The following is a 25,989-nucleotide window of genomic DNA, read 5'->3' as shown; positions in this document are numbered from 1 at the left end:
ACCATTTTTCTTTTAAAGCCAAGTTGCCAAGTTTTTTGGTAGTAAAAGGTTGCATATAAGGTTGCAATTGAAATTAAAAAGGTTGCAGTTTTTACCTAGTAAAACTTTAATAGATTATTGAATCTAATGATACACCTTCTTCATTTTAAAACTTCTAGATATCTCGGATCATATTGTTTGTGATTAAACCTTCTGATTTTAACTCCTCTAAATTTTAGTGATATCCAATTTAATACTCATCTTCATAGGTTGTTTTTAATAAAGAATCTTGTTGATGTATATATACTAACTCATCATCTAGATTGAAATATCACACAATGATAATTTTTCCACTAAAAGAGATTATAGCAATCTCACCTATAATTAACCAATTAAATTTTAAGAAATGAACTCAAGTAAACTTCATATATTATTTGTTATATCGACCAGTAGAATAAGAAAAGATAAAAGAGCTTCTCTTATATGTAGAATTACCTATTTAAAGGATAGAAAACAATTTGCTACAGGTAAATTTATAAATCCAGCCTACTGGCATAGAAAACAACAAGTGGTTAAACGCCCTCAACCCGATGCAGAACTAATAAACACACAATTAAGCCTGATTAAGACAAAACTTAGTCAGGCTTTTTTAATGCTTCAAGTTAAGGAGCAAAGCTTTACTGTTGAGGATGTTTATCTTCAATATAAGGGAGAAAAAACACAAAAGGATAAAGGTGCATTAGATGCTTTTAAACGTTATTTAGAATCTCTAAAAAAGCTTATAGGAATAGATATTCAAAGAGCTACTTGGGTAAAGTTTGATTATTCCTATAAACATGTTAAAGATTTCATTAAATATAAATATAAGCGCACAGATTACCCTCTAAATAAATTAAACCTTCAATTTTTAGCGGATTTAGAGTACTATTTAAAAACAGAAAAGAGTTTAGGGCAAGCTACTATAAATAAGATAATACAGCGCTTTAGAAAGCCTATTAGAATAGCTGTTGCTGAGGGTGATTTAGATAAAGATCCTTTTATGTTGTATAAAGCCAAAAGAACAAAAAACAGCATAGTCTTTTTGTCGCCTGAAGAACTTATTAAGTTAGAAAATCATGTGTTTTCACAACCTCGGCTAAAACTAGTAAAGGACTTGTTTGTTTTCTGTTGTTACACAGGATTGGCTTATACTGAATTAATGGATTTAGAACCTAAAAATATCGTTGTTGGTTTTGATAAAAACAGATGGATTAAAATGAATAGAAAGAAAACATCTAAAGCATTATCAATTCCTTTACTTCCTAAAGCTGAAACTATTTTAGATAATTATGTTAGCCATGAAATGAAGGTTTTTCCTAGAATTAGTAATCAAAAATATAATTCTTATTTAAAGGAAATAGCTGCCATTTCTGGAATAGAAAAGAACCTTACAACGCATATGGCTAGACGTACATTTGCATCGACAGTTTTGCTTTATAATAATGTGTCTATGGAAATTGTTAGTGAATTATTAGGTCATTCCAGTATGAAAATAACCCAAGAAAGTTATGGTAAGGTAGTGCAGAAGAAAATTAGTATTGAGATAGAAAAGTTAAAGGGAAGCGGTTAGCTTCCCTTTATGTTTAACTTTCTATTGTAAATACTGTAATTGTCGTCACTAAAACAAACAAAAGTAATGGACTCAATTTTGGAAGAACTGTATTTGGTTATAGTTTTAATTGCTATTTCAGCAGCTTCTTCCAAAGGGTATCAATAAATGCCAGTACTAATGTTGGGGATCAATAGTCTTAATTTCGTTTTCTTGAGTCAATTTTATTCTTTTCTAAGGCAAGAATAAAACGAAGAGGAACTAAATGATGATATTAAGATTGAGAATGAAATTAACTACGAAGTAGCTGTTTATTACATTTAAGCTTTAAAAATAAAAAAGTCGGCTACTTTTACCTCAATGGCATCTGCTATTTTTTTTAAAGTTAAAGCAGTTACATTTTGCCTGCCATTTTCGATGGCGGAAAGGTTGGGCTTTTCCATTTCTATTATAGCACAGACATCAAGTTGACTAAGATTTTTTTGTCTTCTGATGGTAGAAATGTTTCTGCCAATTGATTGTAGATATGCCTTTTCTGTATCTGTCATAATTAGATACGGCAAGGTGATTATAAATCTTTTTTAGAGGGTTATGATACATCATAACTGTTTTATTTATATTTGAAAAGAAGATTTTTTATATTAATTCTATCTAATTGTTTTTGTTACAAAATGAAAACTATAAAACTATTTAATTGAACTTATTCATGTTTAATATACTATTGATAATAAACGGAATAATCTTAACCTAAATTCTTAAAATGAAAAAACAATTTTTAAAATTAAGCCTTGTAATGTTGGGCTTAGTATCAGTTTCTTGTAGTAGTGAAGAAACTTCAGATGAAAAAGAAAATAACACAGATGAAACCCAGAAATACATTACATCTATAAAAAAACAAAACTCGAATGATTGGGAAGTTTCAACTCAGTTTATTTATGAAAATGATAAATTAAAATATACCTTTTTAGATGATTGTAGTGGAGAGTTAAATTATTACGAGTACAATAGTAAAGGTAAAATATCTAAAAGTTATCGTGGTAACATACAACTAGCAGAGGAAACTTTTAACCCTGATGTATTTGACTTAGAAGCCTTTATTAATCATGATTATACACAAGTTTTAAAATATTATTATGAGGATGATACACTTATTAGAATCCAGAAAGATGAGTCTTTCATAGATTATCAATTTACTTATTATGATGACGGAAAGCTCCAAACTGTAGAATGGTTTATTGATGGTGTAGGTTTGTGGGAAAAGTTAACTTTCGACTATTCAGAAGGAAAGGTTAGTAAGATGAATAAGAAGGAGTTTAATACCTCGGGAGGTACAGCTACTTCTAATTACGATTATACATTTGAGTTTGATGATAAGCCTAATCCATTTTATAATTTGGTTGAAAACTATAATTTAATGTTTCAATATACTTGTACTGGTTTTGATTATATTTCCTCTGAGGATATGGGGTTAAAACTTTTTAAGAATAATGTAAAGAAAGTACTTAGAGATGGAGAAGAGATATATTCAGCAACTTATCAATATGATGAAAATAATTACCCAAATAGAGTAAGTTTTACTAATACTCGAACCTCTGGTGTTTTATTACTCACATACTTAAAATAACAACAAGTGGGGGTTAAAGGGTTTATTTCTGTCTTTATTTTTTCATTATGTAGTGTTTTACAATCACAAGTAAATAGCAAAGCCCAGAAAGAATTAGAAAACAATATTGAGCTTAAAAATGAATTTAATGATTTCTTCAATCTTCATATTAAACAACCTGAAATTAATGAATTTGGAGAAATTGTTTATTACCAAATAGACCAGATTAACGCTGTAAATTATTTTGACTATAATTTTGATGGTAAAACTGATGCCTTAGTAGAGTTTTCGAGCTCTGCTTCAGATGGCGGTACGAGTTATTTTTTAACTGCGGCATTATTTGAGAGTGATTCAGTAAGTTATAACTATGTAGGTCATTTGTTTCCAAAACAAACTATGTTTGTTATGTTTCATAATAGATGTTTTTATTTTGGACGAGATGTTGAAAATCTTTTCAATGAATTGTGTTATTTTGAGTATTATGCATTTAACTTAAATAACAAAAAATTTATAAAATTGGATGAAAATTGGATTTCCCTAAAGAATTTTAAAAATTCAATAGTTAAACAAGATTCAATTAAAAATGCAAACACAGCCCCTCCTACAAAAAAGAGAAAGCTTAGACATAGAATAGACTCATCGCCTATCAAGTCTTTACCCGTATTGGGTGAACAATATCGTGCTCCTATAAGAGGTGAACAGTCTTCACGAGGAAGAGGAAGTGTTTCTCAAAGTGTAACTTCTAAAAGAAGTAGTATTGATTTACCAATTTCATTCTATGAATCCGATTCAGAAAAGCAGGAGGAAATATTGGCTAAGGAAATGCGTGAAAGTAATGTAACTAAGTATCCTCTTTCTTATGTTACACTAACTATTATAATTTTACTCGGTGTATATATTATTGCTGTATTTGTAATTAAATCAGAGTTGTCTGCGTCCAAAGCTGTTGATATAAAAAAAGGTTCAATTAAAAAAGTAGTTACCAATACGAAACCAGTACCTAAACAGATTGATATAGAATATGCTAATTCTCGTGCTTCTAAATACGATTTTAAATTATGGAAGAAAGAGATGATTGAGGGTTTGGATAAAAGTCAAACAGTTTCAGATTTATTGATTTTGAAAGAATGTAACGATATATTTTATGGAGACTTGTTAATGACTTTTGAGTGGCGGTTTAAAAGACTAAAAATTCTATTAAGAGATAATTACGCATGTCAAGATTGTGGAGATAGAAGTGTAAAAAATCATGTGCACCATAATTATTATTTAAAAGGTAAGTTTCCGTGGGAGGTTAAAGATGACGCGCTTGAAACTTTATGTCGTACCTGCCATTTAAAAAGACATGAGAATCAAACAATACCAGTTTATACTTATTCGTTGGTTGATGGAAGTTTAAAAGAAGTATCAAGAGAAAGGCCTGCTTGTTCTAGGTGTGACGGCATAGGGTATTTACCACAATATCGGTATTTCCATAATGGCGTGTGTTTTAAATGTTATGGTAATGTCATTAGCAGGAGTGTATTTTATAAAGCATTAGATAAAATCTATATGAATTCATTAGATGAGTACGAATTCAAGAAGAAGTCTGAAAGGTATTCAGCAGATTTATTTGTAAAAGGATTAAGTGATGTTGAACTATTTAGAAAGGTTCCAAATCTTGATGATTATGTTATAAATTATACTAATTATGACTCAAATGAAGTAGAAGAGGAGGAGGATTTGCCTTTTTAATCATTCATAAAAATTATCAATCCAAATACAACAATGAAAACTGAAACCCCAAAAAACATAACCCTTCAAACGTTTAATAAAACACCTCTTGAGCAAATTATTTATACCGAAATAGCTGATTCTGGTGCCATGGGTAATGCAGGTGGTATTTTGCTTTACACCATTGAAAGTGAAAAACTATGCTGTTACCAGACCAATATGTTTGAGGATGAAAAGTTATACTTAAAAATTAGAGAAGTTTTAACAAGACATCAAACAGCAATTAAAATTGAAGGTATTGAGATAGTTAAAGATATGTTTAATTATTACTATGCTGGATTTGGAAATCATGTTTTTATAAATAAATCATTCTCAGTGCGTAAAAAGGATGACTATTTGATGGTTAATGGCATGTATAAAGTAATATGTTCTGTAAAAGGTGTATTTGAAAGTATTTCGACTGGAATGGAACAATCTAAATCTTAATACTTATTTCATAATAAAAACTTGGCAAGTTGTCACGCCAACTTAATAGGTTTTTTCTAAAAAAATATTTTTAATTTTTTAAACAAAGACTACATTTCCATAAACGACTTATAAATAGCAAAACACCCCTCCCTAATCTTGAGGTGGGGGATAGTCTCCCGCCATGATTTTAATATAAACGTGTATCATGGTAACAATTAAAGATTACAAAAAGAGAGAATCAGAAAAAGGCGAGTTTTTCGTATTAGTACTTCAAGGCGAAATTGCTCCAGTAAAAAGTAAGTCAAATGGCAGAATGTATTTTACTGCTAAGACCTGTACAGTGTCTTGTACTTTTGACGAAGAAAGTTGTAAGCAACTTATAGGTATGCAGTTTCCTGGTGAAATTGTTAAGGTAACAACTGAACCTTATGAATTTGCACTTCCAGAAACAGGAGAAATCATCACGTTAGAACATCGTTGGGAATATCGAGAAAATTCAGATAAAGCTGTAGCGGAGAATGTTGTTGAAGAATCTGATGTATTCTAATAAGTGTTGATTATAAAGAATAATCAAAGAGCCATTATTGGCTCTTTTGTTTTTTATATACATGTCTAATTAAGTATTTGTTAAAATTTTAATGAAAATATATTATGGAATTACAAGTAGCAAAACGTCAAGAAGTAAAACTTAGAATTGGAATTTCGGGTGCTTCTGGTTTTGGAAAAACATATTCAGCCTTGCTTCTGGGCTTAGGTATAACAGGAGATTACAGTAAAATTGCTGTTATAGATACGGAAAATGGTTCTGCAAGCTTATATGCTAATATGGGGAATTTTAATGTGTTAAATCTAAATCCACCTTATTCGCCAGAAAACTATATTAAAGCTATTAAACTATGTGAAAATTCAGGGATGGAAGTTGTTATAATTGACAGTATTACTCATGAATGGAATGGAGCTGGAGGTTGTTTAGATATTCATGAGCAATTAGGGGGTAGATTTCAGGATTGGGCAAAAATTACTCCACGTCATCAAGCATTTATTGATGCTATTTTACAATCTAAGGTTCATGTAATTACTACAGTTAGAAGAAAAATTGATTATTCAATGGATGTGAATTCTAACGGTAGAACTAGTGTTGTTAAGCATGGAACTAAAGAAATTACGCGTGAAGGCTTTGAATACGAGTTAACAGCCAATTTTGAAATTGTAAACGATAATCATTTGGCAAGAGCCTCTAAAGACAGAACAGGACTATTTATGAATAAACCTGAGTTTGTGATCAATTCTTCAACTGGAAAAAGATTAATGAATTGGTGTAATGAAAGTACAGACTTAAAAACGGCACAAAAAGAAATTCTTAATTGTGAAACGGTGGAAGGGCTTAAGCATATCTATAAAAAGTATCCAAGTCTTCAATCAACAATTTTGGAAGACGTGTTAAAACGGAAATCAGAAATAGAAAACTTAAAAGAAGAGATAGTTGCTGTCGATGACATTACAGAACCACAAAATAACCTTGAAGATGATACAGAATCAGATTAACAATAGTGAACAATTAATAGTTCCAGAAATAGAAGTAGTAAGTGCTACTAAAAAACCATTTATTGAGGCTAATACCAAAGCTGTTAAACTTGTACATCTTAAAAAGGATTGTACTATTCCAGTATTCTCTAAGGATAATGAGTGTACTATTGCACACCAAGAGTTTATAGATATAGCCCAAGAATGTGCTTCAAATATTTTTAGTGGTCATAGTATATCACTTCCAGAAGTACGAGTAAGCCATGTTGTTAAAGGTAGAATTCCGAGTGCAATTGGTAAACCTGTAAAGGAGTTACTAGAACACGAAAAAACCATTTATTACGAGCGTATGATGTTTGCTATTGAAATACCAACAATTTCCGAAAATGTGTATGGACAGTCCTTAAAACTGACAATAGGAGGCGTTAGAGCTTACAATCAGGAAAATCTTTACAGTAAGAAGTCCATTGAAAAATTTAAATTTTTCATAGGTTTTAAAAATATGGTGTGCTGTAATTTATGTGTGTCAAGTGATGGGTATGTCGAAGAATTAAAGGTGTCTAGTGTTTTAGATCTTAAAAATAAAATCATGGAACTCATCGGTAATTACAGTATGCAAACCCATTTAAACGCTATGAGAGAGTTGCCAAATCATTCACTTACAGAGAAGCAATTCGCTCAGTTTTTAGGTAGGTGTAGGTTGTATAATTATTTGTCAAAAGAGGAAAAAGCAGCAATACCATTGTTGAGCTTAACAGATGGGCAGTTAAATATGGTAGCACGGGATTATTACCAAGATGAAAGTTTTTGTAAAGACCAGAAAGGCAATATAAATATGTGGAAACTTTTTAATTTGTTAACAGGAGCTAATAAGAGTAGTTATATTGATTCCTTTTTAGGAAGAAATGTCAACGCTTTCGAGATAGTCCAATCGCTGGGGAATTCCATTAAAAATAAAGAGAGACATTGGTTTCTTAATTAATTTACCATAGCTAAAAGGCTCAGACATTAGTTTGAGCTTTTTTAATTTAAATGTTATATGAAAGAAAATTATGCGGCAGGATTATTTAAGTATTGTTCGCCTAAAAGTATATTGGTATTAACCTGGTATAATAAACTTGTAGAGATTCATTGTCCTTTTAAGGTTAATGTTAAAGGAGATATTGGTGGTTTGAGAAAAGGGCAAAAAGTTGATGTTAGTGCTGTTAAGGTATCTTCTAATGGTAGAACAGTATTTGAAATTGCGGGAAAACCATATTACTATTTCCATTTCGATATTATTGTAAATCCTGTTTAATATTATAGCTAAAATTTATAAACGCAAATCTATAGATTGGACTTTATGTTGTATTTTGTTCCTAATTCTTTTGAGACGTTTTAGTCCAAATAAATAAAAACACTGAAAACGAATTAGAATTTTATTATATGATTGGATATACTTTTTTAGATTTTATTGATTATCAAAGATATAAGGAGCTTAAATCATCATTTTATAATATTTATTCTAAGCCGACACCAGATATTCTTATGAAGTATGAAGAATCTGAAAGACAGTATGTTATGCTGGAGTTTATTACTTTGCCAGATGAAAATGGAAAGGCAGGTTTTGATATTGTTCGTGAAATTACATTAAATGATTATTTCAAAGATATTATTGCAGACATAAAAAGAGATTATTTATATCAGGTACAGAAAGATGTTGAGGGTAAGTATAAATTCTCCAGAGAACAGTTGTTTATTTTTGTTAATTCAGAAATTGACTTATTAGAGGAGTATTCTAATCGAATAGATAAGTCAGAAATAACCTACAAAACGAAATCTTGTTTAGTTGAAACTATTAAACAGATTATAGGTGTTTTAAATGATAATTATCTGCCGAATGAATTTTTAAGTTTTGAAGAGGACAAGATAAAGTTTAAGTTGACTAAAAAAGAGGTTGTCCTGTTATTTAAAAAGATGGTTGATGCTGGTTTTATAAATTCCAAACAATCTTTTGATAAAGAACTGGGTAAACTGTTGGATAAGCATTTTTATTATTTCGATGCCAAATCAAAAACATATGTTAAAATGAATGATTCATATAAAACGATTCGGAAAGTTAATACCGATATAAATCATCAAACACCTTCAGAAATACTCAATAAGTTTTTGAAATAATCCACCAAATTATAAGCCCCATTTTATGGGGCATTTTTTTGCCCCAACCAACTTCGTTAAATCCTTTATTTCATGTGAATGATTATTGAAATTTGCATCAGTAATCAAGACAAATTGGGCCCTTTCTGTCTTTTCAAAAAGTAAAAAATGAAAGTAAAAAATGAAAACACCTTCATTGAAGTAAATAAAAACAAAGGTGTTAAATCGCAAAATGACAAAACTCCAAAACACATAAAGTTTTGGGAAACTGGTGCCACTAAGGAAGGGAAAGAGGGTACGCCAAGCATTGTCGAATCCAAATTAATTCAATTTTTAAATCAGTCTGGTTTTGGTAAAACCGAAATTTCTGAAACAGATTACGTATTAGTAGAGGATAGAGATAATATTGTTCGTGAAATCTCAGATTATGTAATTGTAGACTACGTAAAGAAGTACCTAGAAAAGCTTGAAGAACATGAAGTGTTGGAGGAATTTGTTCGCAAAGTTTCAACCTACGTTAGTAAACCTAAACTAAGGTTATTACAAACCTTTAAACTCATTAACGACCGTGATACAGAAGAAAGCAGTTGGTTCTTTTTTAAGAATATTTGTTGTCAAGTTGACAAGAATACAATTAAGGAGGTTGATTATAAGGATTTCCAAGGTAAAATTTGGAGTGCCCGAGTAATTAACAATAGTTTTAGTCTTAAGAGAGGTATTGATATTTCAATGTTTGAGAAGTTCTGTAAACGTTTAGCTAATCAAGATGAAGACCGTTTTTTAGCATTGCAAACCAATTTGGGATATGTGTTGCACAGATATCATGACCCAGCTAATCCCAAAGCGTGGATTCTCGTTGATGAAAAAATCAATTTTGATGGAACGGCAAACGGTGGGACTGGAAAAAGTTTGTTATTAAAAGCGGTTTCTAAGGTTCGTGAGGTAGTCGTAATAGATGGCAAAAACATTAAAGGTAAGAGTTGGTATAAAAATCAGCGTATTAACAGAACTACGGACGTTGTATTATATGATGATGTGACTAGAGATTTTAATATGGAAACTATTTACTCTATGTTAACCTCTGGAATTCCTATTGAGAAAAAGTACAAGGCGGAAGAATATTTATCTCCTGAAAATTCACCAAAAATTACAATTTCTAGTAATTACATGGTGCAGGGAACAGGTGGAAATACAGATGTACGTCGTCGTGCGGAATTTGAGGTTCATAATTACTATAATTTGAAAATAACGCCTGAAAGTGAATTTAAATGTTTGTTTTTTACAGGTTGGGATAACGATGAATGGAGTCGCTTTTATCATTTTATGATGACTTGTGTTCAAAAGTATTTAGAGTATGGTCTTATTATAGCAGAGCCGATAAACTTAAAAAGTAATCGTTTAATAGCAGCTACCTCGCCAGAATTTATTGCTTTTATGAGTGTTATGGAGGAAACTGATGCATGGATAGATAAACGTACGTTTTTAGACTTATTCATTAAAGAATATGTGATATACAAAACATTGTCTTCACATCAATTTACCAAATGGGTAAAGGAATATGCTAAACAAAAAGGCTTTAAATATTCTGATAGGTCCACTGGCGGTAAGTACGAATTCATGCTTGAAACACTAAAAGTAGGAAAGGAGGATACCAATGAAGAAGAATAATGGGAATTCGTTAGGTGTAATTTACACGGTTAAATGTGAAATTTCAGGAGAAATGTATGTTGGTGCCACTACAGATTCAGTCCAACAGAGAAAGTTAGATCATAATAATCGGGCAATGAGGGGTGAGAACCACCCCTTTGCTCAAGCCATTGCTACTTACGGAGCTAACGCCTTTACTTGGAATCAGACAGATACAGCATCCAGTATAGATGAACTCGCTAAAAAGGAGGTTGAAACTATTAAAAAACTTAAGGAAAATCATAAATTATATAATGCAGATAGAGGCGGAGGTTTTAAGAAAACTATATATCAGTATTCTAAAAATGATGGTAGTTTAATAGCTTCATATGATAGTTTAGAAGAAGCTGCTAAATCAGTTAATGCATCAAATACCTCTATAAGTAATGCGTGTTTAGGGTATAACAAATCTTGTTTAGGTTATTTCTGGAGTTATAATCTTTATAATACCTATAAGGGTGAAGATAGACGTTTAAAAAAAGTGCAGCAATTTGCTATTCCTTCTGGACTTCTGTTAAATACATTTAATTCTGTAGCTGAGGCATCTAGGCAAACAGGAGTGTCTAAAACCTGTATTAGCCGTGTATGTCGCGGCGAGCGTGAAAAAAGCGGCGGATTTCTTTGGAAATACAAATCCTAAATTAAAAACAATAAAGGGCAGTTTAACAGCTGCCTTTTTTTATTTTTATAACCTCATAAGAAAATGATATGTTCGAACAAATATTTAAAAATATAGACGATCTTTTATATAAAGATTCTGGTGCAGATAGTGAGTTAGATTATATAGGGCAAACCTCTTGGGTGATGTTCTTAAGATATTTAGACGAATTAGAGCAAGATAAAGCAGACGAGGCAGAATTAAAAGGGCAAGAGTATCATTTTATTCTAGCAGAAGAATACCGTTGGAATACTTGGGCAATGCCTAAAGATGCAGCAGGTAATCTAGATAACCATGCAGCCCTAACGGGTCCAGACTTAGTACAATTTGTAGATGGTAAATTATTCCCTTATTTGGCAGGCTTTAAACAAACTGCCGATAGTCCTCAAACCATAGAATATAAAATAGGTGAAATCTTTTCAGAGCTTAAAAATAAAATTCAGAGTGGGTATAACTTACGAGAAATTTTAGGCTATGCAGACGAGTTGCCGTTTCGTAGTACAAAAGACAAGCACGAGCTTAGTCATTTATACGAAAGTAAAATTAAAAACATGGGCAATGCAGGTCGTAATGGAGGGCAATATTACACCCCTAGACCGCTAATTAGAGCCATGATTCAAGTAGTAAACCCACAAATGGGAGAAACTATTTATGACGGTGCAGCAGGCTCTTGTGGTTTCTTATGCGAAGCCTACGAGTACATGTACGAGCGCATGGACAAAACCACTAGCAACCTTAAAACCTTACAAGAAAACACCTTTTATGGTAAGGAGAAAAAGAACCTTGCCTACGTTATTGGTATTATGAACATGATACTTCATGGTATAGAAGCTCCTAATATTATACACACCAATACATTAGGAGAAAATATACGAGACATTCAAGAAAAGGATCGTTATCATGTTATTCTTGCTAATCCACCATTCGGAGGTAAAGAACGTAAAGAAGTACAGCAAAACTTCGATATAAAAACAGGAGAAACGGCATTCTTGTTTATGCAGCACTTTTTAAAGAGCTTAAAAACAGGAGGGCGTGCAGCGGTAGTTATTAAAAATACGGTATTAAGTAATACAGATAATGCTTCGGTTGCTTTGCGTAAACTCATTTTAGAAGGCTGTAATCTACATACCATTCTAGATATGCCAAGTGGTACGTTTTTAGGGGCTGGTGTAAAAACGGTGGTGTTGTTTTTAACTAAAGGAGAACCAACTAAAAACATTTGGTATTACCAACTTGACCCTGGACGTAATATGGGTAAAACAAACCCTTTAAACGATAAGGATTTAGAGGAATTTGTAAGCCTACAACAAACCAAACCAGAAACAGAACAGTCTTGGAACTTACGTATGGCAGATGTAGACGGCACTACCTTCGATTTAAGTGTTAAAAACCCCAACACCCCAGAAGAAGCACCATTACGTTCACCAGAGGTTATTTTAGCAGAAATGGAGCGTTTGGATGCTGAAACGAATTGTATTTTGAATTCTATAAAGGAGTTGATATGAGAGAGGGATGGGAAGTGAAAACTTTAGATGAAATTTGTGAAAAAATTTTTGCAGGTGGAGATAAGCCGAAAGATAGTTTTTCAGAAATTAAAACTGAAGAATATAATGTGCCTATTTATGCTAATGGAGAAAAAAACAAAGGGCTTTACGGTTATACTAAAAAACCGAGAGTTTTAAAACCAAGTATAACAGTTTCTGCTAGAGGTACTATAGGTTATTCAGAAATTAGGAGAGAGCCATTTTATCCTATAGTTAGGCTGATAGTACTCACTCCAAATTTAAATTGTACATTTTCCGAGTTTTTGCAATATTTTCTAGGTGGGTTAGATTTTAAGAATAGTGGAACTTCAATTCCTCAGTTAACTGTTCCGATGATAAAAAAATATAAAATCCCAATCCCACCACTCCAAGAACAACAACAAATCGTTGCCATTTTAGATAAAGCATTTAAAGCCATAGACCAAGCCAAAGCCAATATTGAAAAAAATATAGAGAATGCTAAGGAATTGTTTCAGTCTAAATTGAATGCTATTTTTAGTCAGAAAGGTGATGGTTGGGAGGAGAAGACTTTGGGGGAGGTTGTGAAATATGACAAAACAAAATATTCAGCTACCAACAGACCTTATGTGGGTTTAGAAAATATAGAATCTAATACAGGTACATATTTAGGGTCTTTGGAAGCTCATGAAGTTAAGAGTTCAACATTTCAATTTGATGAAAGGCACGTTTTATATGGGCGATTGAGACCATATTTAAATAAAGTATTAGTGCCTAAATTTGCTGGTCATTGCTCAACAGAAATATTTCCTATTCTGCCTGGTCAAGAAGTATTAAGAGAATTTCTTTTCTATTGGTTAATGTCTCCACTTATTGTTTCAAAAATAGATGCAACTTGGACTGGAGCTAGAATGCCGAGGGCTAATATGAATGAGGTGATTAAATTTAAAATTAATATTACTTCTATAGAAAATCAAAAAGAAATTATAAAAGAACTCACTTTATTGAAGATTGAAATTAAAAATCTAGAGTCAAAATATAAAAATCTAATTAATAATATTGAAGAACTCAAAAAATCAATATTACAAAAAGCTTTTGCGGGAGAGTTAACAAGCAAGGAGGTAGTAGTATAAATTTTATTTGATGGTTATTTGATAGGTGTTGTTAATAAGCTTTAAAAGCCTTGTAGAATAAGCATTTTTTATTTGATAGTTATTTGATGGGCAGGTAAATATGACTTTTGTTGAAATCACGAATGCACCAGTAACCAACAAAAAGCTATTTTATAAGCAAAAAAATATAGAGATGAAACAAATACGTAACTTTGTAAGTTAAAAAGAAATAGAAGTAAATGAAGGGCATGTATTATAGAAGAAAAATAGTTTTAGCGTTATTACAGGCGTCTAAAGGAGCAAAGTTGGATAAATTAAGCTTGCAAAAACTATTATTCTTATTAACTAGACAGCAAGACAAAAAAAGTTACGACTTTGTACCTTATAAATTTGGTTGTTTTTCGTTTCAAGCTAATGCCGATTTGCATACGCTTTCTAAATATAATCTTGTAAAAGAATCAGACAATACCTGGGAGTGTATAGACGATTTGAATTATTTCGATGCTTTAAAAAAAGAAGATAAGGCAGCTGTATTATATATAAAGGAGAACTTCAGCAATTTTAATTCTAAGGAATTAATAAAATATACCTATCAACAATATCCATTTTATGCTACCAAAAGCACGATAGCCAAAGATGTATTAAATGACGAAGAATTAGCAAAAGTAATAGCTCAAAAAAGAATCAGTTCTGATACTGTGTTATTTACCATAGGTTATGAAGGGGTGAGTCTTGAAACTTATATTAATAAACTTATTCTGAATGATGTAAAGGTATTATGTGATGTTCGCAAAAACTCATTTAGTATGAAATATGGTTTTAGTAAATCGCAACTCCAAAAGGCATGTGAAGGGGTAGGAATTCAATTTTTACATATACCAGAAGTGGGTATAAAATCTGAAAAAAGACAAGTTTTAAATTGTCAAGCTGATTATGATGCACTTTTTGTAGATTATAAAAAAACAGTGCTACATAGCGAAACAGAAAAACAATATGAAATTTTAAAATTATTAAAAAGTAAAGATCGTATCGCTCTTACCTGTTTTGAGAAAAATATACATCAATGTCATAGAAAACACTTAGCAAATGCCATAAAACATTTAGAAGGGTTCAATTATATTGTAAAACACATTTAATGGCAAAGACTAAAGTTTTAATCATTGTAAAAACCTATCCTTCTATTTCTACCAAATACGAAGAAACTGTTTGCACTGCAGGGATGAAAGAAAATGGAGATTGGATTAGAATTTACCCGATGCCATTTCGTAAATTGCCTTATGCTCAGCAATATCCAAAATACCAATGGATTGAAATGGATTTGGTTAAAAATAAAAGTGATTTTAGACCTGAGAGTTATAGACCCAAAGATGTAGATGCTGAAGATTTAATTTCTTTTGGAGATAAAATCGATACCAAATATAAATGGGCAAAGCGTAAGCAAATTGTATTGCAAAATGTTTATACAGACCTAACATTACTTATTGATGAGGCTCAAACAGTTGGTAAATACACTTCGTTAGCAGTGTTTAAACCAACTCGAATTAAAAAGTTTGTTATAGAAAAAGCAACGAGAGATTGGAGTGAAAAACAAAAAGCAACTTTAAGGCAGGGCAATTTATTTGAGGATAAAAGTGATTTTGAAGTCGTGAAAAAACTTCCTTTTAAGTTCAGTTTTACATTTGAAGATTGTAATGGGCGCGAAAGTACTCTAATGAATGAAGATTGGGAAGTTGGTGCTTTATACTGGAAATGTTTAGAAAGACATCATGGTGATGAAGTGGCAGCATGTGCCGATGTAAAAAAGAAATATTGGGATGATTTTGCAAAAACCAAGGATCTTTTTTTCTTTTTAGGTACTACAAAGCTTAATCAATTAAGAGCTCCAAGCCCATTTGTAATAATAGGAACATTTTATCCGCCTATAGAATTGCAACAAAGTTTATTCTAAACAATGAATGAAGCACAAACCAGACTAGACCTAATAGATCCCGCCTTAAAAGCAGCAGGTTGGAATGTCGTACCAGAAAGCAAAATTAAAGTTGAAGTTATTACTATTGGTAGAATAATTGGTAAAACGGCTAGAGGAGAAAACCGTAGAAAACAACCTTTGGCTTGCGATTATGTATTAGAGTATAAAGGGAGACGTCTAGCGGTTATAGAAGCTAAAGCAAGAGATAAATATTACACCTCTGGTTTGGGGCAAGCTAAAGATTATGCCGAGAAATTAAATACACGTTTTGCTTATTGCACAAATGGTTTGCTTATTTATGGTGTAGATACACACGAAGGTACAGAGGGAGATGTCGCAAAGTTTCCTACACCAGCCGAGCTTTGGGAGATGACCTATCCTAAACCTAAAGAAGCATATAAGATAGAAATAGCTAATTGGAAGGAGCGTTTTGCAAACGTGCCTTATGCCTTATTTAAAGGGCAGTATTTGCCAAGATATTATCAACGTAATGCTGTAGAAAAGTCTTTAGCAGCTATAGCTGAGAAAAAAGATAGAATTCTACTTACCATGGCAACAGGTACAGGTAAAACAGCTACTGCCTTTCAGTTATGTTGGAAGTTATTTCATGCCAAGTGGAATCTAAAAAGAGATGGGTCTAGGAGTCCGAGAATTCTATTTTTAGCAGATAGGAATATATTAGCAGATCAGGCTTTTAATGCATTCAATGATTTTGATGTTATAGATGAAAATATAAAGAAACGTATTAGTCCAGGTGAGATACGTAAAACAGGAAGAATGCCTAAAAATGGCAGTATCTTTTTTACAATATTTCAAACGTTTATGACAACGTCTTTAGATGAGGAAACTATTGAAGATACAGAAGAAGCGCTTTCTATGGCAGCCGAGCCACCACAAGTTTATGAAAGTCCTTCTTTTAATTTTGGTCAATATCCAAAAGACTTTTTCGATTTTATTATTATAGATGAATGTCATAGAGGTGGAGCAAACGACGAGAGCTCATGGCGTGCTATCTTAGAGTACTTTAGCCCTGCGGTACAGTTAGGGTTAACGGCTACACCAAAACGTGATGTAAACGGAGATACATACGATTATTTTGGAGAACCTATTTATACCTACGCTCTTAAAGAGGGTATAAACGATGGGTTTTTAACACCATTTAGAGTAAAGCAAGTACGTACCAATTACGATGAGTACACGGTTACCTCAGACGACACTATTATTAGTGGAGAGGCTGAAGTTGGTGATACTTTTACTTATAAAGATTATGGACGAAAAATTATAATTGATGAGATTGAGCGTTTTCGTGTAAAGAAGTTTTTAAGTGAAATTAATCAAAACCATAAAACCTTAGTTTTTTGTGCCACACAAATACACGCTGCTGCAATACGTGATATTATTAACCAAGAAAGTGATAGCAGAAATATAGATTATTGTCAACGTGTTACTGCCGAGGATGGTTCGATGGGAGAACAAGCATTAAAATATTTTCAAGATAACGAGCGCATTATACCAACCATACTTACAACTTCACAAAAGTTGAGTACCGGTGTAGATGCGCCAGAAATAAGAAATATTGTCTTGTTGCGTCCTGTGAATTCTATGGTAGAATTTAAACAAATTGTTGGTAGAGGAACACGCTTATTTGATGGTAAAGATTATTTTACTGTTTACGATTTTGTAGAAGCGCATCAACATTTCCAAGATCCCTCTTGGGACGGTGAAGCAGAGCCGCCAGAACCACCAACAGGAGATGGGGGTTCAAGAACTTGTAAGGTTTGTGGTGTAAGACCATGTCAATGTACAGTAGACCCGCCAGAACCTTGTGCTGAATGTGATAACATACCTTGTATTTGTGAGCAACCACCGCAGCAAATAATAAAAATTAAACTATCAGATGGTAAGGCGAGAGAAATTGATGCTACGATACGTACAACCTTTTGGGGGTCTGATGGTAAGCAAATAGGGATGGAGGAATTTATGAATCAGTTGTTTGGCGATTTACCATCACTATTTAAAAACGAAGATGAATTAAGGGAAATATGGAGTTTACCAAGTACAAGAAAGAAGTTATTAGAAGAGTTGTCTGAAAAAGGATATACATCTTCTCAATTAGATGAATTAAGAAAGTTGGTTCATGGAGAAGATAGCGATTTATACGATGTATTATCTTTTGTTGCTTATAGTAAAGATTTAATGCCTAGACTGGATAGAGCAGAACGTGCTAAAATTCATTTCCAAGACTATAATCCTGCACAGCAGGAGTTCTTAAATTTTGTATTAGACCAATACGTAAAAGTTGGTGTAGAAGAATTAGACGACGATAAGCTAGGAGATTTGTTAATATTAAAATACAAAGGAATAGCAGATGCAAAAACACATTTAGGGGACATATCAACCATCAGAAATACGTTTATAGGCTTTCAGGAGCATTTATATCAACGTGGGGTTGTTTAATTTTTCAACTAGTAAAAAATAAAGTTGTTTTCTTCTTTCCCCAGAGTAAATTAGGTTGGTTTATTTTTGTAGATCAAAAGTTTATAAGCTCTATTTATTAGAAAAAGGTATACAAAAAGGTTGCTACTAAAGTTGGCAAGTTGTCAAATGTTTGAAAATAAGTAGTTTATTGTCCCTGGTTCGAGCCCAGGTGGGACCACTTTTAGAAATTGTAAAGCCTTACAGTAATGTGAGGCTTTTTTATTATAAATATATTTCTTATAAACCAATGCTTTATTAAAATCAAAGGCTTAAGTTTTTCCTGAATAAAGTTTAGAATATCAATTCATTGCCATCCAAAAGACGGTTGAAGTCTATAAATGAACTCTAATGGAAAAATAATTTTATGTTAATATCGTTTACTGATATTTTTTTTTAAATTTGTTCGCGTATGAAAGACAGACAATTTAAAAGAGGAGTTCTATTTGGCTTATTTTTAATAGTAAGTTTTACCGGAACAGCTTTGGTTCAAGACCCCCCTGTCCCAGCTCCACCCCCACCTCCAGGTCTTCCTATAGACGGCGGCATTATTGCTGGTATAGTTGTCGCTATAGCCTATGGGGCTAAAAAGACACTTTTTAATAAAGAGAAGTAGTTTTTATTCCTTACTTAGATCGTTTAAACGCGCCACATACTTTCCTAAAACATCAAATTCTAAATTTACAACACTACCTTTTTTAAAGGTTTTAAAATTTGTGTGTTCGTAAGTGTAGGGTATTATGGCAACGCTAAATTGGTCTTTTTGTGAGTTTACAACGGTTAAACTCGTGCCGTTTACAGTTATCGAGCCTTTTTCGATAGTGATGTTGTTTAAAGCTGCATCATATTTAAAAGTAAATATCCAACTGCCATTTTCTTCTTTCACTTCCGTACACACAGCGGTTTGATCTACGTGACCTTGTACGATATGACCATCAAGTCGGTCGCCAAGTTTCATGGCGCGCTCTAAATTGACGGCATCATCAATTTTTAAAGTACCTAGGTTTGTTTTGTTTAAGGTTTCTTTAATGGCTGTTACAGTATAGGCGTCTTCATCAATCTTCACCACAGTTAAACAAACACCATTATGTGCCACACTTTGATCGATTTTTAATTCGGATGTGATGCTGCTTTTTATAGTGATATGTAGGTTGTCTAGTTCATTTTCTAAATGAGAAACCGTACCAATCGTTTCAATAATTCCAGTAAACATAATATTGTGGGTTTATTTAATTAAATTTGCTGCATCAAAATTACAAACAAAAGTTATCATTATTTAATGACGGAGACAGAAAATATAGTAGTAGGAATATCCATAGGTGATTTAAACGGCATTGGTGGAGAAATTGTTTTAAAAACATTTGAAGATGCAAGGATTTTAGATTTTTGTACGCCCGTAATTTTTGCTTCGTTTAAAGTCATGACTTTTTATAAAACGCATTTTAAATCGGAAATAAATTTTAATAGTATAAAAGATTTAGATCAGATTGCTGCTGGAAAGGTTAATGTTTTTAATTGTTGGAATGATCCTGTTAAAATTGAATTTGGTAAAGAAGACCTTAATATAGGTGCCTTTGCTATTAAATCGTTGGAGGCAGCTACAAAGGCTTTAAAGGAAGGTTTTGTTAATGTGCTAGTAACAGCACCTATAAATAAACATAACATTCAATCGGAAGCTTTTAAGTTCCCTGGGCATACCGATTATTTGGCTCAAGAATTAGAAGGAGAAAGCTTAATGTTTATGATTCATAACGGATTTAGAGTGGGCTTACTTACCGATCATGTGCCTGTTAAAGATGTAGCCAGCCACATTACGCCAAAACGAATCGAGCAAAAAATTAATACCGTTTACGAATCCCTAAAAAAGGATTTTAAAATTCAAAAACCTAAAATTGCTGTTTTAGGGATTAACCCACATACTGGCGACAATGGTGTTATTGGGCATGAAGACGATGTTGTTTTACGACCAACTTTGCAAAAAATAAAAGAAAGTGGTAAGTTGGTATATGGACCTTATGCAGCCGATAGTTTTTTTGGTTCTAATAATTATAAAAACTTTGATGCTATTATTGCCTCGTATCACGATCAAGGATTAATTCCTTTTAAAACCTTATCCTTTGGTCAAGGCGTTAATTATACAGCTGGTTTAAATAAAGTTAGAACATCGCCCGATCATGGGACAGCTTATGAAATTGCAGGAAAAGGTGTGGCCGATGAAAATTCTTTTAAAGAAGCCGTCTACAGTGCTATGCAAATATTTAAGAACCGAACCGATTATGAAGAACTCACTGCAAATCCCCTAAAAAAGGCCTCGCGTAGTGAGCGTCGTTAACCTCTTGATTGCTAGTTTTTTTGGGTAAAACCAAAATAATTTAAGATATAAACAAAAAAATGTTAATAAGTAATGCTCCGTAAATAAAAATTTATATATTTGCGGGCTCAAAATAGATGTGATTATGAAGTCGTTAAAAGAGTTTACAATTCCATTTGTAGGGTTAAAAATTGGCAAGCATCATTTTGAGTATGACATTGAGCAATCGTTCTTTGAACATTTTGAGTATGAAGATTTTAATGATGTTAAAGTAAATGTTGATTTAGTTTTAGAAAAAAAGTCAACTTTATTAGAATTACATTTTAAAATTTCTGGATGGGTTAATGTCCATTGTGATCTCACTAACGAACCTTATAATCAAGATATCGAAAACGATTTTGATTTGGTAGTCAAGTTTGGTGATGAGTATAATGATGAAAACATTGACTTATTAATTCTTCCTCATGGAAGTTATGAAGTTAATATTCAGCAATATATTTATGAGTTAATTATTCTTGCTGTTCCTATTAAACGCATACATCCAGGTGTTGAAGATGGCACGTTAGATTCGGAAATACTCAAAAAATTAGAAGAACTAAGCCCTAAGCTTAAGGAAGACGAAACGAAAGTGGAGTTAGAGGATATGGATCCTCGCTGGAATACATTAAAGAAATTATTAACGGATAAATAGAAACTTAAAATGGCACATCCTAAGAGAAAAATCTCGAAAACAAGAAGAGATAAGAGAAGAACACATTATAAAGCAACTGCGCCACAGATTGCTACATGCCCTACAACAGGTGAGGCGCATCTATATCACAGAGCGCATTGGCATGAAGGAAAATTATACTACAGAGGTCAAGTATTGATTGATAATTCTGCAGAAATAGAAAATGTGGCATAATTAGCTATGCATGCATATTAAAAAACGCTCATTTATGAGCGTTTTTTTTATGAATTAATTTTTATGATTAACAAAAACGCGTAATTTGCGGAATATTATTTCAGAATTTAGTAGTTTTCGCCAAATTTTGAACGTTTTTGTCCATTTTTAATAAATTTTTGGTCAAATTAACTATAAAGTTATGAGTAAAATCTCAGCGGCAATCACAGCTGTAGGTGCATATGTGCCAGAATACGTATTAACCAATCAAATTCTTGAAACGATGGTTGATACCAATGATGAATGGATTACATCCAGAACAGGTATTAAAGAACGCCGTATTCTTAAAGATGATGGTAAAGGTACTTCTTACTTGGCTATAAAAGCAGCCCAAAATCTTATTGAGAAAAACAATTTAGATCCCAAATCTATCGAGTTGGTTATTGTTGCAACAGCGACACCAGATATGAAAGCAGCCTCAACAGCTTCTTATACAGCTTCTGAGATTGGTGCAACCAATGCCTTTTCATTTGATATGGATGCCGCCTGTTCTAGTTTCTTATTTGGAATGTCGGTTGCAGCCAGTTACATTGAATCTGGAAGGTATAAAAATGTATTACTTATTGGAGCCGATAAGATGTCGTCAATAATTAATTATAAAGATAGAGCTACGTGTATCATTTTTGGTGATGGTGCTGGAGCGGTGTTGTTTGAAGCTAACGATGAAGGTTACGGTCTTAAAGATGAATATTTAAGAAGTGATGGTACTGGACGTGAATTTTTACAAGCCACTTATGGTGGTTCATCGCATGCATTAACTGCTGAAGTTCTTGAAAAAGGTGGTCACTACGCTTTTCAAGAAGGACGAACCGTATTCAAAAATGCCGTTTTTAACATGGCCGATGCCGCAGAAAAAATACTGGAACGTAATAATTTAACCAAAGATACCGTTGATTGGTTAGCAGCGCATCAAGCGAATAAACGCATTATCGATGCTACGGCCCAACGTATTGAGTTAGACGAAGAAAAGGTTATGATTAATATTCACAAATACGGGAATACCACATCAGCAACTTTACCTTTATTAATAAATGATTATGAATCGCAATTAAAAAAGGGAGATAATGTTATATTTGCCGCTTTTGGAGGCGGATTTAATTGGGGGTCTATTTATTTAAAATGGGCATACGACTCTAAAAACTAACCACTAAATAATTAGCAATATTATGGATATAAAAGAAATTCAGAATTTAATTAAGTTTGTTGCCAAGTCTGGTGCAAGCGAAGTTAAACTAGAAATGGATGATATTAAAATCACCATTAGAACTGGGTCTGAGTCAGACACAACTATTGTTCACCAAGTACCTGCACCTCAATTAGCGCCACCTGTTGTCGCTGCTCCTGTAGTGGAAGCCTCGGCTCCTGCTGCCGCTCCTGTAGCTGCTGCTCCTGCCGATGAGGATTCGAAATATATAACTATCAAATCTCCAATTATTGGAACTTTCTATAGAAAGCCATCTCCAGATAAACCATTATTTGTTGAGGTTGGACAGACTATAGCCGAAGGTGATGTCCTTTGTATTATTGAAGCCATGAAACTATTCAATGAAATTGAGTCTGAAGTTTCAGGAAAGATCGTTAAAATATTAGTTGATGATTCTTCACCAGTTGAATTTGATCAACCATTATTTTTAGTAGATCCATCTTAATGAATTCAGAATTCTGAATTCAGAATTCATAATTTTTACAAAGTTATGTTTAAAAAAATATTAATAGCCAATAGAGGTGAAATAGCACTACGTGTTATTAGAACCTGTAAAGAAATGGGCATTAAAACCGTGGCTGTATATTCTACAGTCGACGAAGAAAGTCTACATGTAAAGTTCGCCGACGAAGCGGTTTGTATTGGACCAGCAGCCAGTAGCGAGTCTTATTTAAAGATGTCAAATATTATATCTGCTGCAGAAATAACTAACGCAGATGCCATTCATCCAGGTTACGGATTTTTGTCTGAAAACGCTAAATTCTCAAGAATTTGTGAAGAGCACGGTATTAAATTTATCGGTGCCTCTCCAGAAATGATTGACCGTATGGGAGATAAAGCGAATGCTAAAGCAACTATGAAAGCTGCAGGTGTTCCTTGTGTTCCAGGTAGTGATGGGGTTATTGAATCTTATGAAGATTGCGAAAGAATTGCTGAAGAAACAGGTTACCCAGTCATGCTGAAAGCTTCTGCCGGTGGTGGAGGAAAAGGGATGCGTGGCGTTTTCAAAAAAGAAGATTTAAAAGCAGCTTGGGACTCGGCAAGACAAGAGTCGAAAGCCGCCTTTGGTAACGACGATATGTACATGGAAAAGCTTATTGAAGAGCCAAGACATATTGAAATTCAAATTGTTGGAGATTCTACAGGTCGTGCGTGTCACTTATCTGAAAGAGATTGCTCGGTACAACGTCGTCATCAAAAATTAACGGAAGAAGTACCTTCACCATTTATGACGCCTGCATTGCGTAAAAAAATGGGTGAAGCGGCAGTAAAAGCGGCAGAGTACATCAAATATGAAGGCGCCGGTACCATTGAGTTTTTGGTAGATAAGCACAGAAACTTCTATTTCATGGAAATGAATACCCGTATTCAAGTAGAGCACCCTATTACTGAACAAGTGATCGATTTTGATTTAATTCGTGAGCAAATTTTAGTAGCTGCAGGTGTGCCAATTTCTGGTAAAAACTATTTACCAAAATTACACTCTATAGAATGTCGTATTAATGCTGAAGATCCTTTTAATGGTTTTAGACCATCGCCTGGAATGATTACTACGTTACATGCTCCTGGAGGTCATGGTGTGCGTTTAGATACTCATGTATATGCAGGGTATGCGATTCCGCCAAACTACGATTCGATGATTGCTAAGTTAATTACAACGGCGCAAACTAGAGAAGAGGCGATTAATAAAATGAAGCGTGCTTTAGATGAGTTCGTGATTGAAGGCATTAAAACAACCATTCCTTTCCACAGACAATTAATGGATCACCCAGATTATTTAGCTGGTAATTATACCACTAAGTTTATGGAAGATTTTGTTATGAAAAAGGAATAGTAAAACCATATAGAATAAAACTCCGAAATTGCTTTCGGAGTTTTTTTATGCCTTATTTTTACAGTCAAATTTTTAGTATCTACTTATGCGTTTTTTTAGATTTCTGTTTAAAATTTGCTTTTGGTTTGTTGTGTTTACACTGGCTTTAGTGCTCCTGTATAAATTTGTGCCCGTGCCATTCACCCCGTTAATGGTTATTCGTTATTTTGAAAACGATTCCTCCAAAGTATTAAAACATGATTGGGTTCCTATAGATGACATTTCTACTAATTTACAACGTGCAGTCATTTGTAGTGAAGATCAAAATTTTTTAAAACACTCAGGTTTAGATTATAAAGCTATAGAAAAAGCAATTTCATCTAGCCAAAAAGGAAAACGCTTGCGAGGCGGAAGTACTATAAGTCAGCAAACGGCTAAAAATGTATTTCTTTGGCCAGAACGTAGCTGGGTTAGAAAAGGTTTTGAAACCTATTTCACTTTTTTAATAGAATTGTGCTGGTCTAAACAGCGCATTTTAGAAGTGTATTTAAACAGTATTGAAATGGGAAAAGGTATTTATGGAGCCGAAGCAGCTTCGAAGTATTGGTTTAAAAAACCGGCTAAAAACCTATCACAATATGAAGCGGCTGCCATTGCGGCTATATTACCAAATCCGAGAAAATATAGAGCTTCTCCAGCCACAGCTTACATGGAGTCTAGAAAAGCGTGGATTGTGAAGCAAATGCGCTATTTTGGCCCTTTAAAGTTTAAAGAAAAGGATCATGGCAAGCGCTAAAATTAAGGAGGCATTATACCGTTTATGTTGCGATTTTATTGATGATCGCTTTAAAACCATTCAGAAAACCATCTCCGAAATTCAAGAGTCTTTAACTTCCGAAACTAAAAGTAGTGCAGGCGATAAACATGAAACGGGCAGAGCCATGCTTCAATTGGAACGCGAGAAAGCAGGAAATCAATGGGCCGAAATTCAAAAAACTAAAGAAATTCTGGATAAGGTCAATTTGAGTAAAGTGTCTAAACAGATCGGTTTAGGGAGTGTGGTTTATACCAGTCAAGCCAACTATTTTATTGCTATTAGTGCGGGCGTGCTAAAAGTTGAGGAAGAGCGTTTTTATGCGATATCTTCAAACACACCTATTGGGCAATTATTAATGGGGCATACTGTAAATGATAGCATCACCTTTAGGGATCAGCGTTTTATTATTACGCAGGTGTTTTAAACGTTTCAATTCATATTATAAAAATAATACAGTGGATACGGCAGGTTGTAAATGTTGAAGTTAT

The 25,989-nt window shown here is 33.1% G+C and carries 27 protein-coding genes; 25 read left to right on the top strand and 2 right to left on the bottom strand.

The window, feature by feature from the left end:
* Positions 1-385 precede the first annotated feature (385 nt).
* Positions 386-1,588 (top strand): site-specific integrase, encoded by a 1,203-nt coding sequence (locus C1A40_RS06435; protein ID WP_102995179.1) that lies wholly within the window; start codon positions 386-388, stop codon positions 1,586-1,588.
* 299 nt (positions 1,589-1,887) lie between these two features.
* Here the strand turns inward: C1A40_RS06435 and C1A40_RS06430 are convergent, their stop codons facing one another.
* Complete coding sequence (locus C1A40_RS06430) at positions 1,888-2,115, bottom strand: helix-turn-helix domain-containing protein (protein ID WP_067145475.1); 228 nt, start codon at positions 2,113-2,115, stop codon at positions 1,888-1,890.
* Positions 2,116-2,360: 245 nt separating this feature from the next.
* On the opposite strand from C1A40_RS06430, the gene C1A40_RS06425 reads away from it, so the two are divergent.
* The 16 genes from C1A40_RS06425 (at position 2,361) to C1A40_RS06350 (ending at position 19,029) form a co-directional block, all read left to right on the top strand.
* A complete protein-coding gene (locus tag C1A40_RS06425; protein WP_158651305.1) occupies positions 2,361-3,191 on the top strand; it encodes a hypothetical protein in 831 nt (276 codons plus the stop codon).
* 6 nt (positions 3,192-3,197) lie between these two features.
* The gene (locus C1A40_RS06420; protein WP_102995177.1) at positions 3,198-4,904 is read left to right on the top strand and encodes an HNH endonuclease; all 1,707 of its coding nucleotides are present in this window, start codon (positions 3,198-3,200) and stop codon (positions 4,902-4,904) included.
* 33 nt (positions 4,905-4,937) lie between these two features.
* Positions 4,938-5,369 carry a hypothetical protein gene (locus C1A40_RS06415; RefSeq protein WP_102995176.1) on the top strand — a complete coding sequence of 144 codons (432 nt, stop codon included), beginning with the start codon at positions 4,938-4,940 and terminating at the stop codon, positions 5,367-5,369.
* Positions 5,370-5,556: 187 nt separating this feature from the next.
* Positions 5,557-5,898: a hypothetical protein gene (locus tag C1A40_RS06410; protein ID WP_102995175.1), complete on the top strand. Its 342-nt coding sequence runs from the start codon at positions 5,557-5,559 to the stop codon at positions 5,896-5,898.
* A 104-nt stretch (positions 5,899-6,002) separates the two neighbouring features.
* Positions 6,003-6,896 (top strand): AAA family ATPase, encoded by an 894-nt coding sequence (locus C1A40_RS06405; RefSeq protein WP_102995174.1) that lies wholly within the window; start codon positions 6,003-6,005, stop codon positions 6,894-6,896.
* Positions 6,877-7,857 (top strand): DUF3871 family protein, encoded by a 981-nt coding sequence (locus C1A40_RS06400; RefSeq protein ID WP_102995173.1) that lies wholly within the window; start codon positions 6,877-6,879, stop codon positions 7,855-7,857. Before C1A40_RS06405 ends, C1A40_RS06400 begins: the two co-directional genes overlap by 20 nt.
* A gap of 57 nt (positions 7,858-7,914) precedes the next feature.
* Positions 7,915-8,172: a hypothetical protein gene (locus tag C1A40_RS06395; RefSeq protein WP_067145455.1), complete on the top strand. Its 258-nt coding sequence runs from the start codon at positions 7,915-7,917 to the stop codon at positions 8,170-8,172.
* A gap of 128 nt (positions 8,173-8,300) precedes the next feature.
* Positions 8,301-9,032, top strand: coding sequence for a hypothetical protein (locus tag C1A40_RS06390; RefSeq protein ID WP_102995172.1), 732 nt, complete (start codon positions 8,301-8,303; stop codon positions 9,030-9,032).
* Positions 9,033-9,179: 147 nt separating this feature from the next.
* Positions 9,180-10,679 carry a hypothetical protein gene (locus C1A40_RS06385; RefSeq protein WP_102995171.1) on the top strand — a complete coding sequence of 500 codons (1,500 nt, stop codon included), beginning with the start codon at positions 9,180-9,182 and terminating at the stop codon, positions 10,677-10,679.
* A complete protein-coding gene (locus C1A40_RS06380) occupies positions 10,666-11,337 on the top strand; it encodes an NUMOD1 domain-containing DNA-binding protein (RefSeq protein WP_102995170.1) in 672 nt (223 codons plus the stop codon). The genes C1A40_RS06385 and C1A40_RS06380 overlap by 14 nt, the downstream gene beginning before the upstream one ends.
* Positions 11,338-11,405: 68 nt before the next feature.
* On the top strand, positions 11,406-12,860 hold the full coding sequence (locus C1A40_RS06375) for a class I SAM-dependent DNA methyltransferase (protein WP_102995169.1): 1,455 nt from the start codon (positions 11,406-11,408) through the stop codon (positions 12,858-12,860).
* The gene (locus C1A40_RS06370; protein ID WP_158651304.1) at positions 12,857-13,990 is read left to right on the top strand and encodes a restriction endonuclease subunit S; all 1,134 of its coding nucleotides are present in this window, start codon (positions 12,857-12,859) and stop codon (positions 13,988-13,990) included. Before C1A40_RS06375 ends, C1A40_RS06370 begins: the two co-directional genes overlap by 4 nt.
* A gap of 284 nt (positions 13,991-14,274) precedes the next feature.
* The gene (locus tag C1A40_RS06365; protein WP_241910501.1) at positions 14,275-15,105 is read left to right on the top strand and encodes a DUF488 domain-containing protein; all 831 of its coding nucleotides are present in this window, start codon (positions 14,275-14,277) and stop codon (positions 15,103-15,105) included.
* Positions 15,105-15,917 carry a hypothetical protein gene (locus C1A40_RS06360; RefSeq protein WP_102995166.1) on the top strand — a complete coding sequence of 271 codons (813 nt, stop codon included), beginning with the start codon at positions 15,105-15,107 and terminating at the stop codon, positions 15,915-15,917. The genes C1A40_RS06365 and C1A40_RS06360 overlap by 1 nt, the downstream gene beginning before the upstream one ends.
* A 3-nt stretch (positions 15,918-15,920) precedes the next feature.
* On the top strand, positions 15,921-18,395 hold the full coding sequence (gene hsdR, locus C1A40_RS06355) for an EcoAI/FtnUII family type I restriction enzme subunit R (RefSeq protein WP_102995165.1): 2,475 nt from the start codon (positions 15,921-15,923) through the stop codon (positions 18,393-18,395).
* 430 nt (positions 18,396-18,825) lie between these two features.
* Positions 18,826-19,029 carry a hypothetical protein gene (locus C1A40_RS06350; RefSeq protein WP_102995164.1) on the top strand — a complete coding sequence of 68 codons (204 nt, stop codon included), beginning with the start codon at positions 18,826-18,828 and terminating at the stop codon, positions 19,027-19,029.
* Between the two features lie 3 nt (positions 19,030-19,032).
* Here C1A40_RS06350 and C1A40_RS06345 read toward each other — a convergent pair whose 3' ends face one another.
* Positions 19,033-19,626, bottom strand: a complete 594-nt coding sequence (locus C1A40_RS06345; RefSeq protein ID WP_102995163.1) for a riboflavin synthase — start codon at positions 19,624-19,626, stop codon at positions 19,033-19,035.
* A gap of 66 nt (positions 19,627-19,692) precedes the next feature.
* Here C1A40_RS06345 and pdxA point away from each other — a divergent pair, with 66 nt between their 5' ends.
* The 8 genes from pdxA to C1A40_RS06305 all read left to right on the top strand — a co-directional run bounded on the left by pdxA (position 19,693) and on the right by C1A40_RS06305 (position 25,925).
* A complete protein-coding gene (gene pdxA / locus C1A40_RS06340; protein ID WP_102995162.1) occupies positions 19,693-20,745 on the top strand; it encodes a 4-hydroxythreonine-4-phosphate dehydrogenase PdxA in 1,053 nt (350 codons plus the stop codon).
* 124 nt (positions 20,746-20,869) lie between these two features.
* Positions 20,870-21,415, top strand: a complete 546-nt coding sequence (locus C1A40_RS06335; RefSeq protein ID WP_102995161.1) for a YceD family protein — start codon at positions 20,870-20,872, stop codon at positions 21,413-21,415.
* Positions 21,416-21,424: 9 nt separating this feature from the next.
* A complete protein-coding gene (gene rpmF, locus C1A40_RS06330) occupies positions 21,425-21,628 on the top strand; it encodes a 50S ribosomal protein L32 (protein WP_067145427.1) in 204 nt (67 codons plus the stop codon).
* Between the two features lie 181 nt (positions 21,629-21,809).
* Positions 21,810-22,811: a beta-ketoacyl-ACP synthase III gene (locus C1A40_RS06325; protein ID WP_102995160.1), complete on the top strand. Its 1,002-nt coding sequence runs from the start codon at positions 21,810-21,812 to the stop codon at positions 22,809-22,811.
* Between the two features lie 22 nt (positions 22,812-22,833).
* The gene (accB, locus tag C1A40_RS06320; RefSeq protein ID WP_102995159.1) at positions 22,834-23,316 is read left to right on the top strand and encodes an acetyl-CoA carboxylase biotin carboxyl carrier protein; all 483 of its coding nucleotides are present in this window, start codon (positions 22,834-22,836) and stop codon (positions 23,314-23,316) included.
* A 45-nt stretch (positions 23,317-23,361) separates the two neighbouring features.
* The gene (accC, locus tag C1A40_RS06315; RefSeq protein ID WP_102995158.1) at positions 23,362-24,705 is read left to right on the top strand and encodes an acetyl-CoA carboxylase biotin carboxylase subunit; all 1,344 of its coding nucleotides are present in this window, start codon (positions 23,362-23,364) and stop codon (positions 24,703-24,705) included.
* Positions 24,706-24,790: 85 nt separating this feature from the next.
* Complete coding sequence (gene mtgA / locus C1A40_RS06310) at positions 24,791-25,480, top strand: monofunctional biosynthetic peptidoglycan transglycosylase (protein WP_102995157.1); 690 nt, start codon at positions 24,791-24,793, stop codon at positions 25,478-25,480.
* Complete coding sequence (locus C1A40_RS06305) at positions 25,467-25,925, top strand: 3-oxoacyl-ACP synthase (RefSeq protein WP_102995156.1); 459 nt, start codon at positions 25,467-25,469, stop codon at positions 25,923-25,925. The genes mtgA and C1A40_RS06305 overlap by 14 nt, the downstream gene beginning before the upstream one ends.
* Positions 25,926-25,989: the final 64 nt, after the last annotated feature.

Origin of the sequence: Tamlana carrageenivorans (genome assembly GCF_002893765.1) — a bacterium.
In the GTDB taxonomy this organism is placed as follows: Bacteria; Bacteroidota; Bacteroidia; order Flavobacteriales; family Flavobacteriaceae; genus Pseudotamlana; species Pseudotamlana carrageenivorans.
This window is presented reverse-complemented; position numbering and strand designations above follow the sequence as displayed.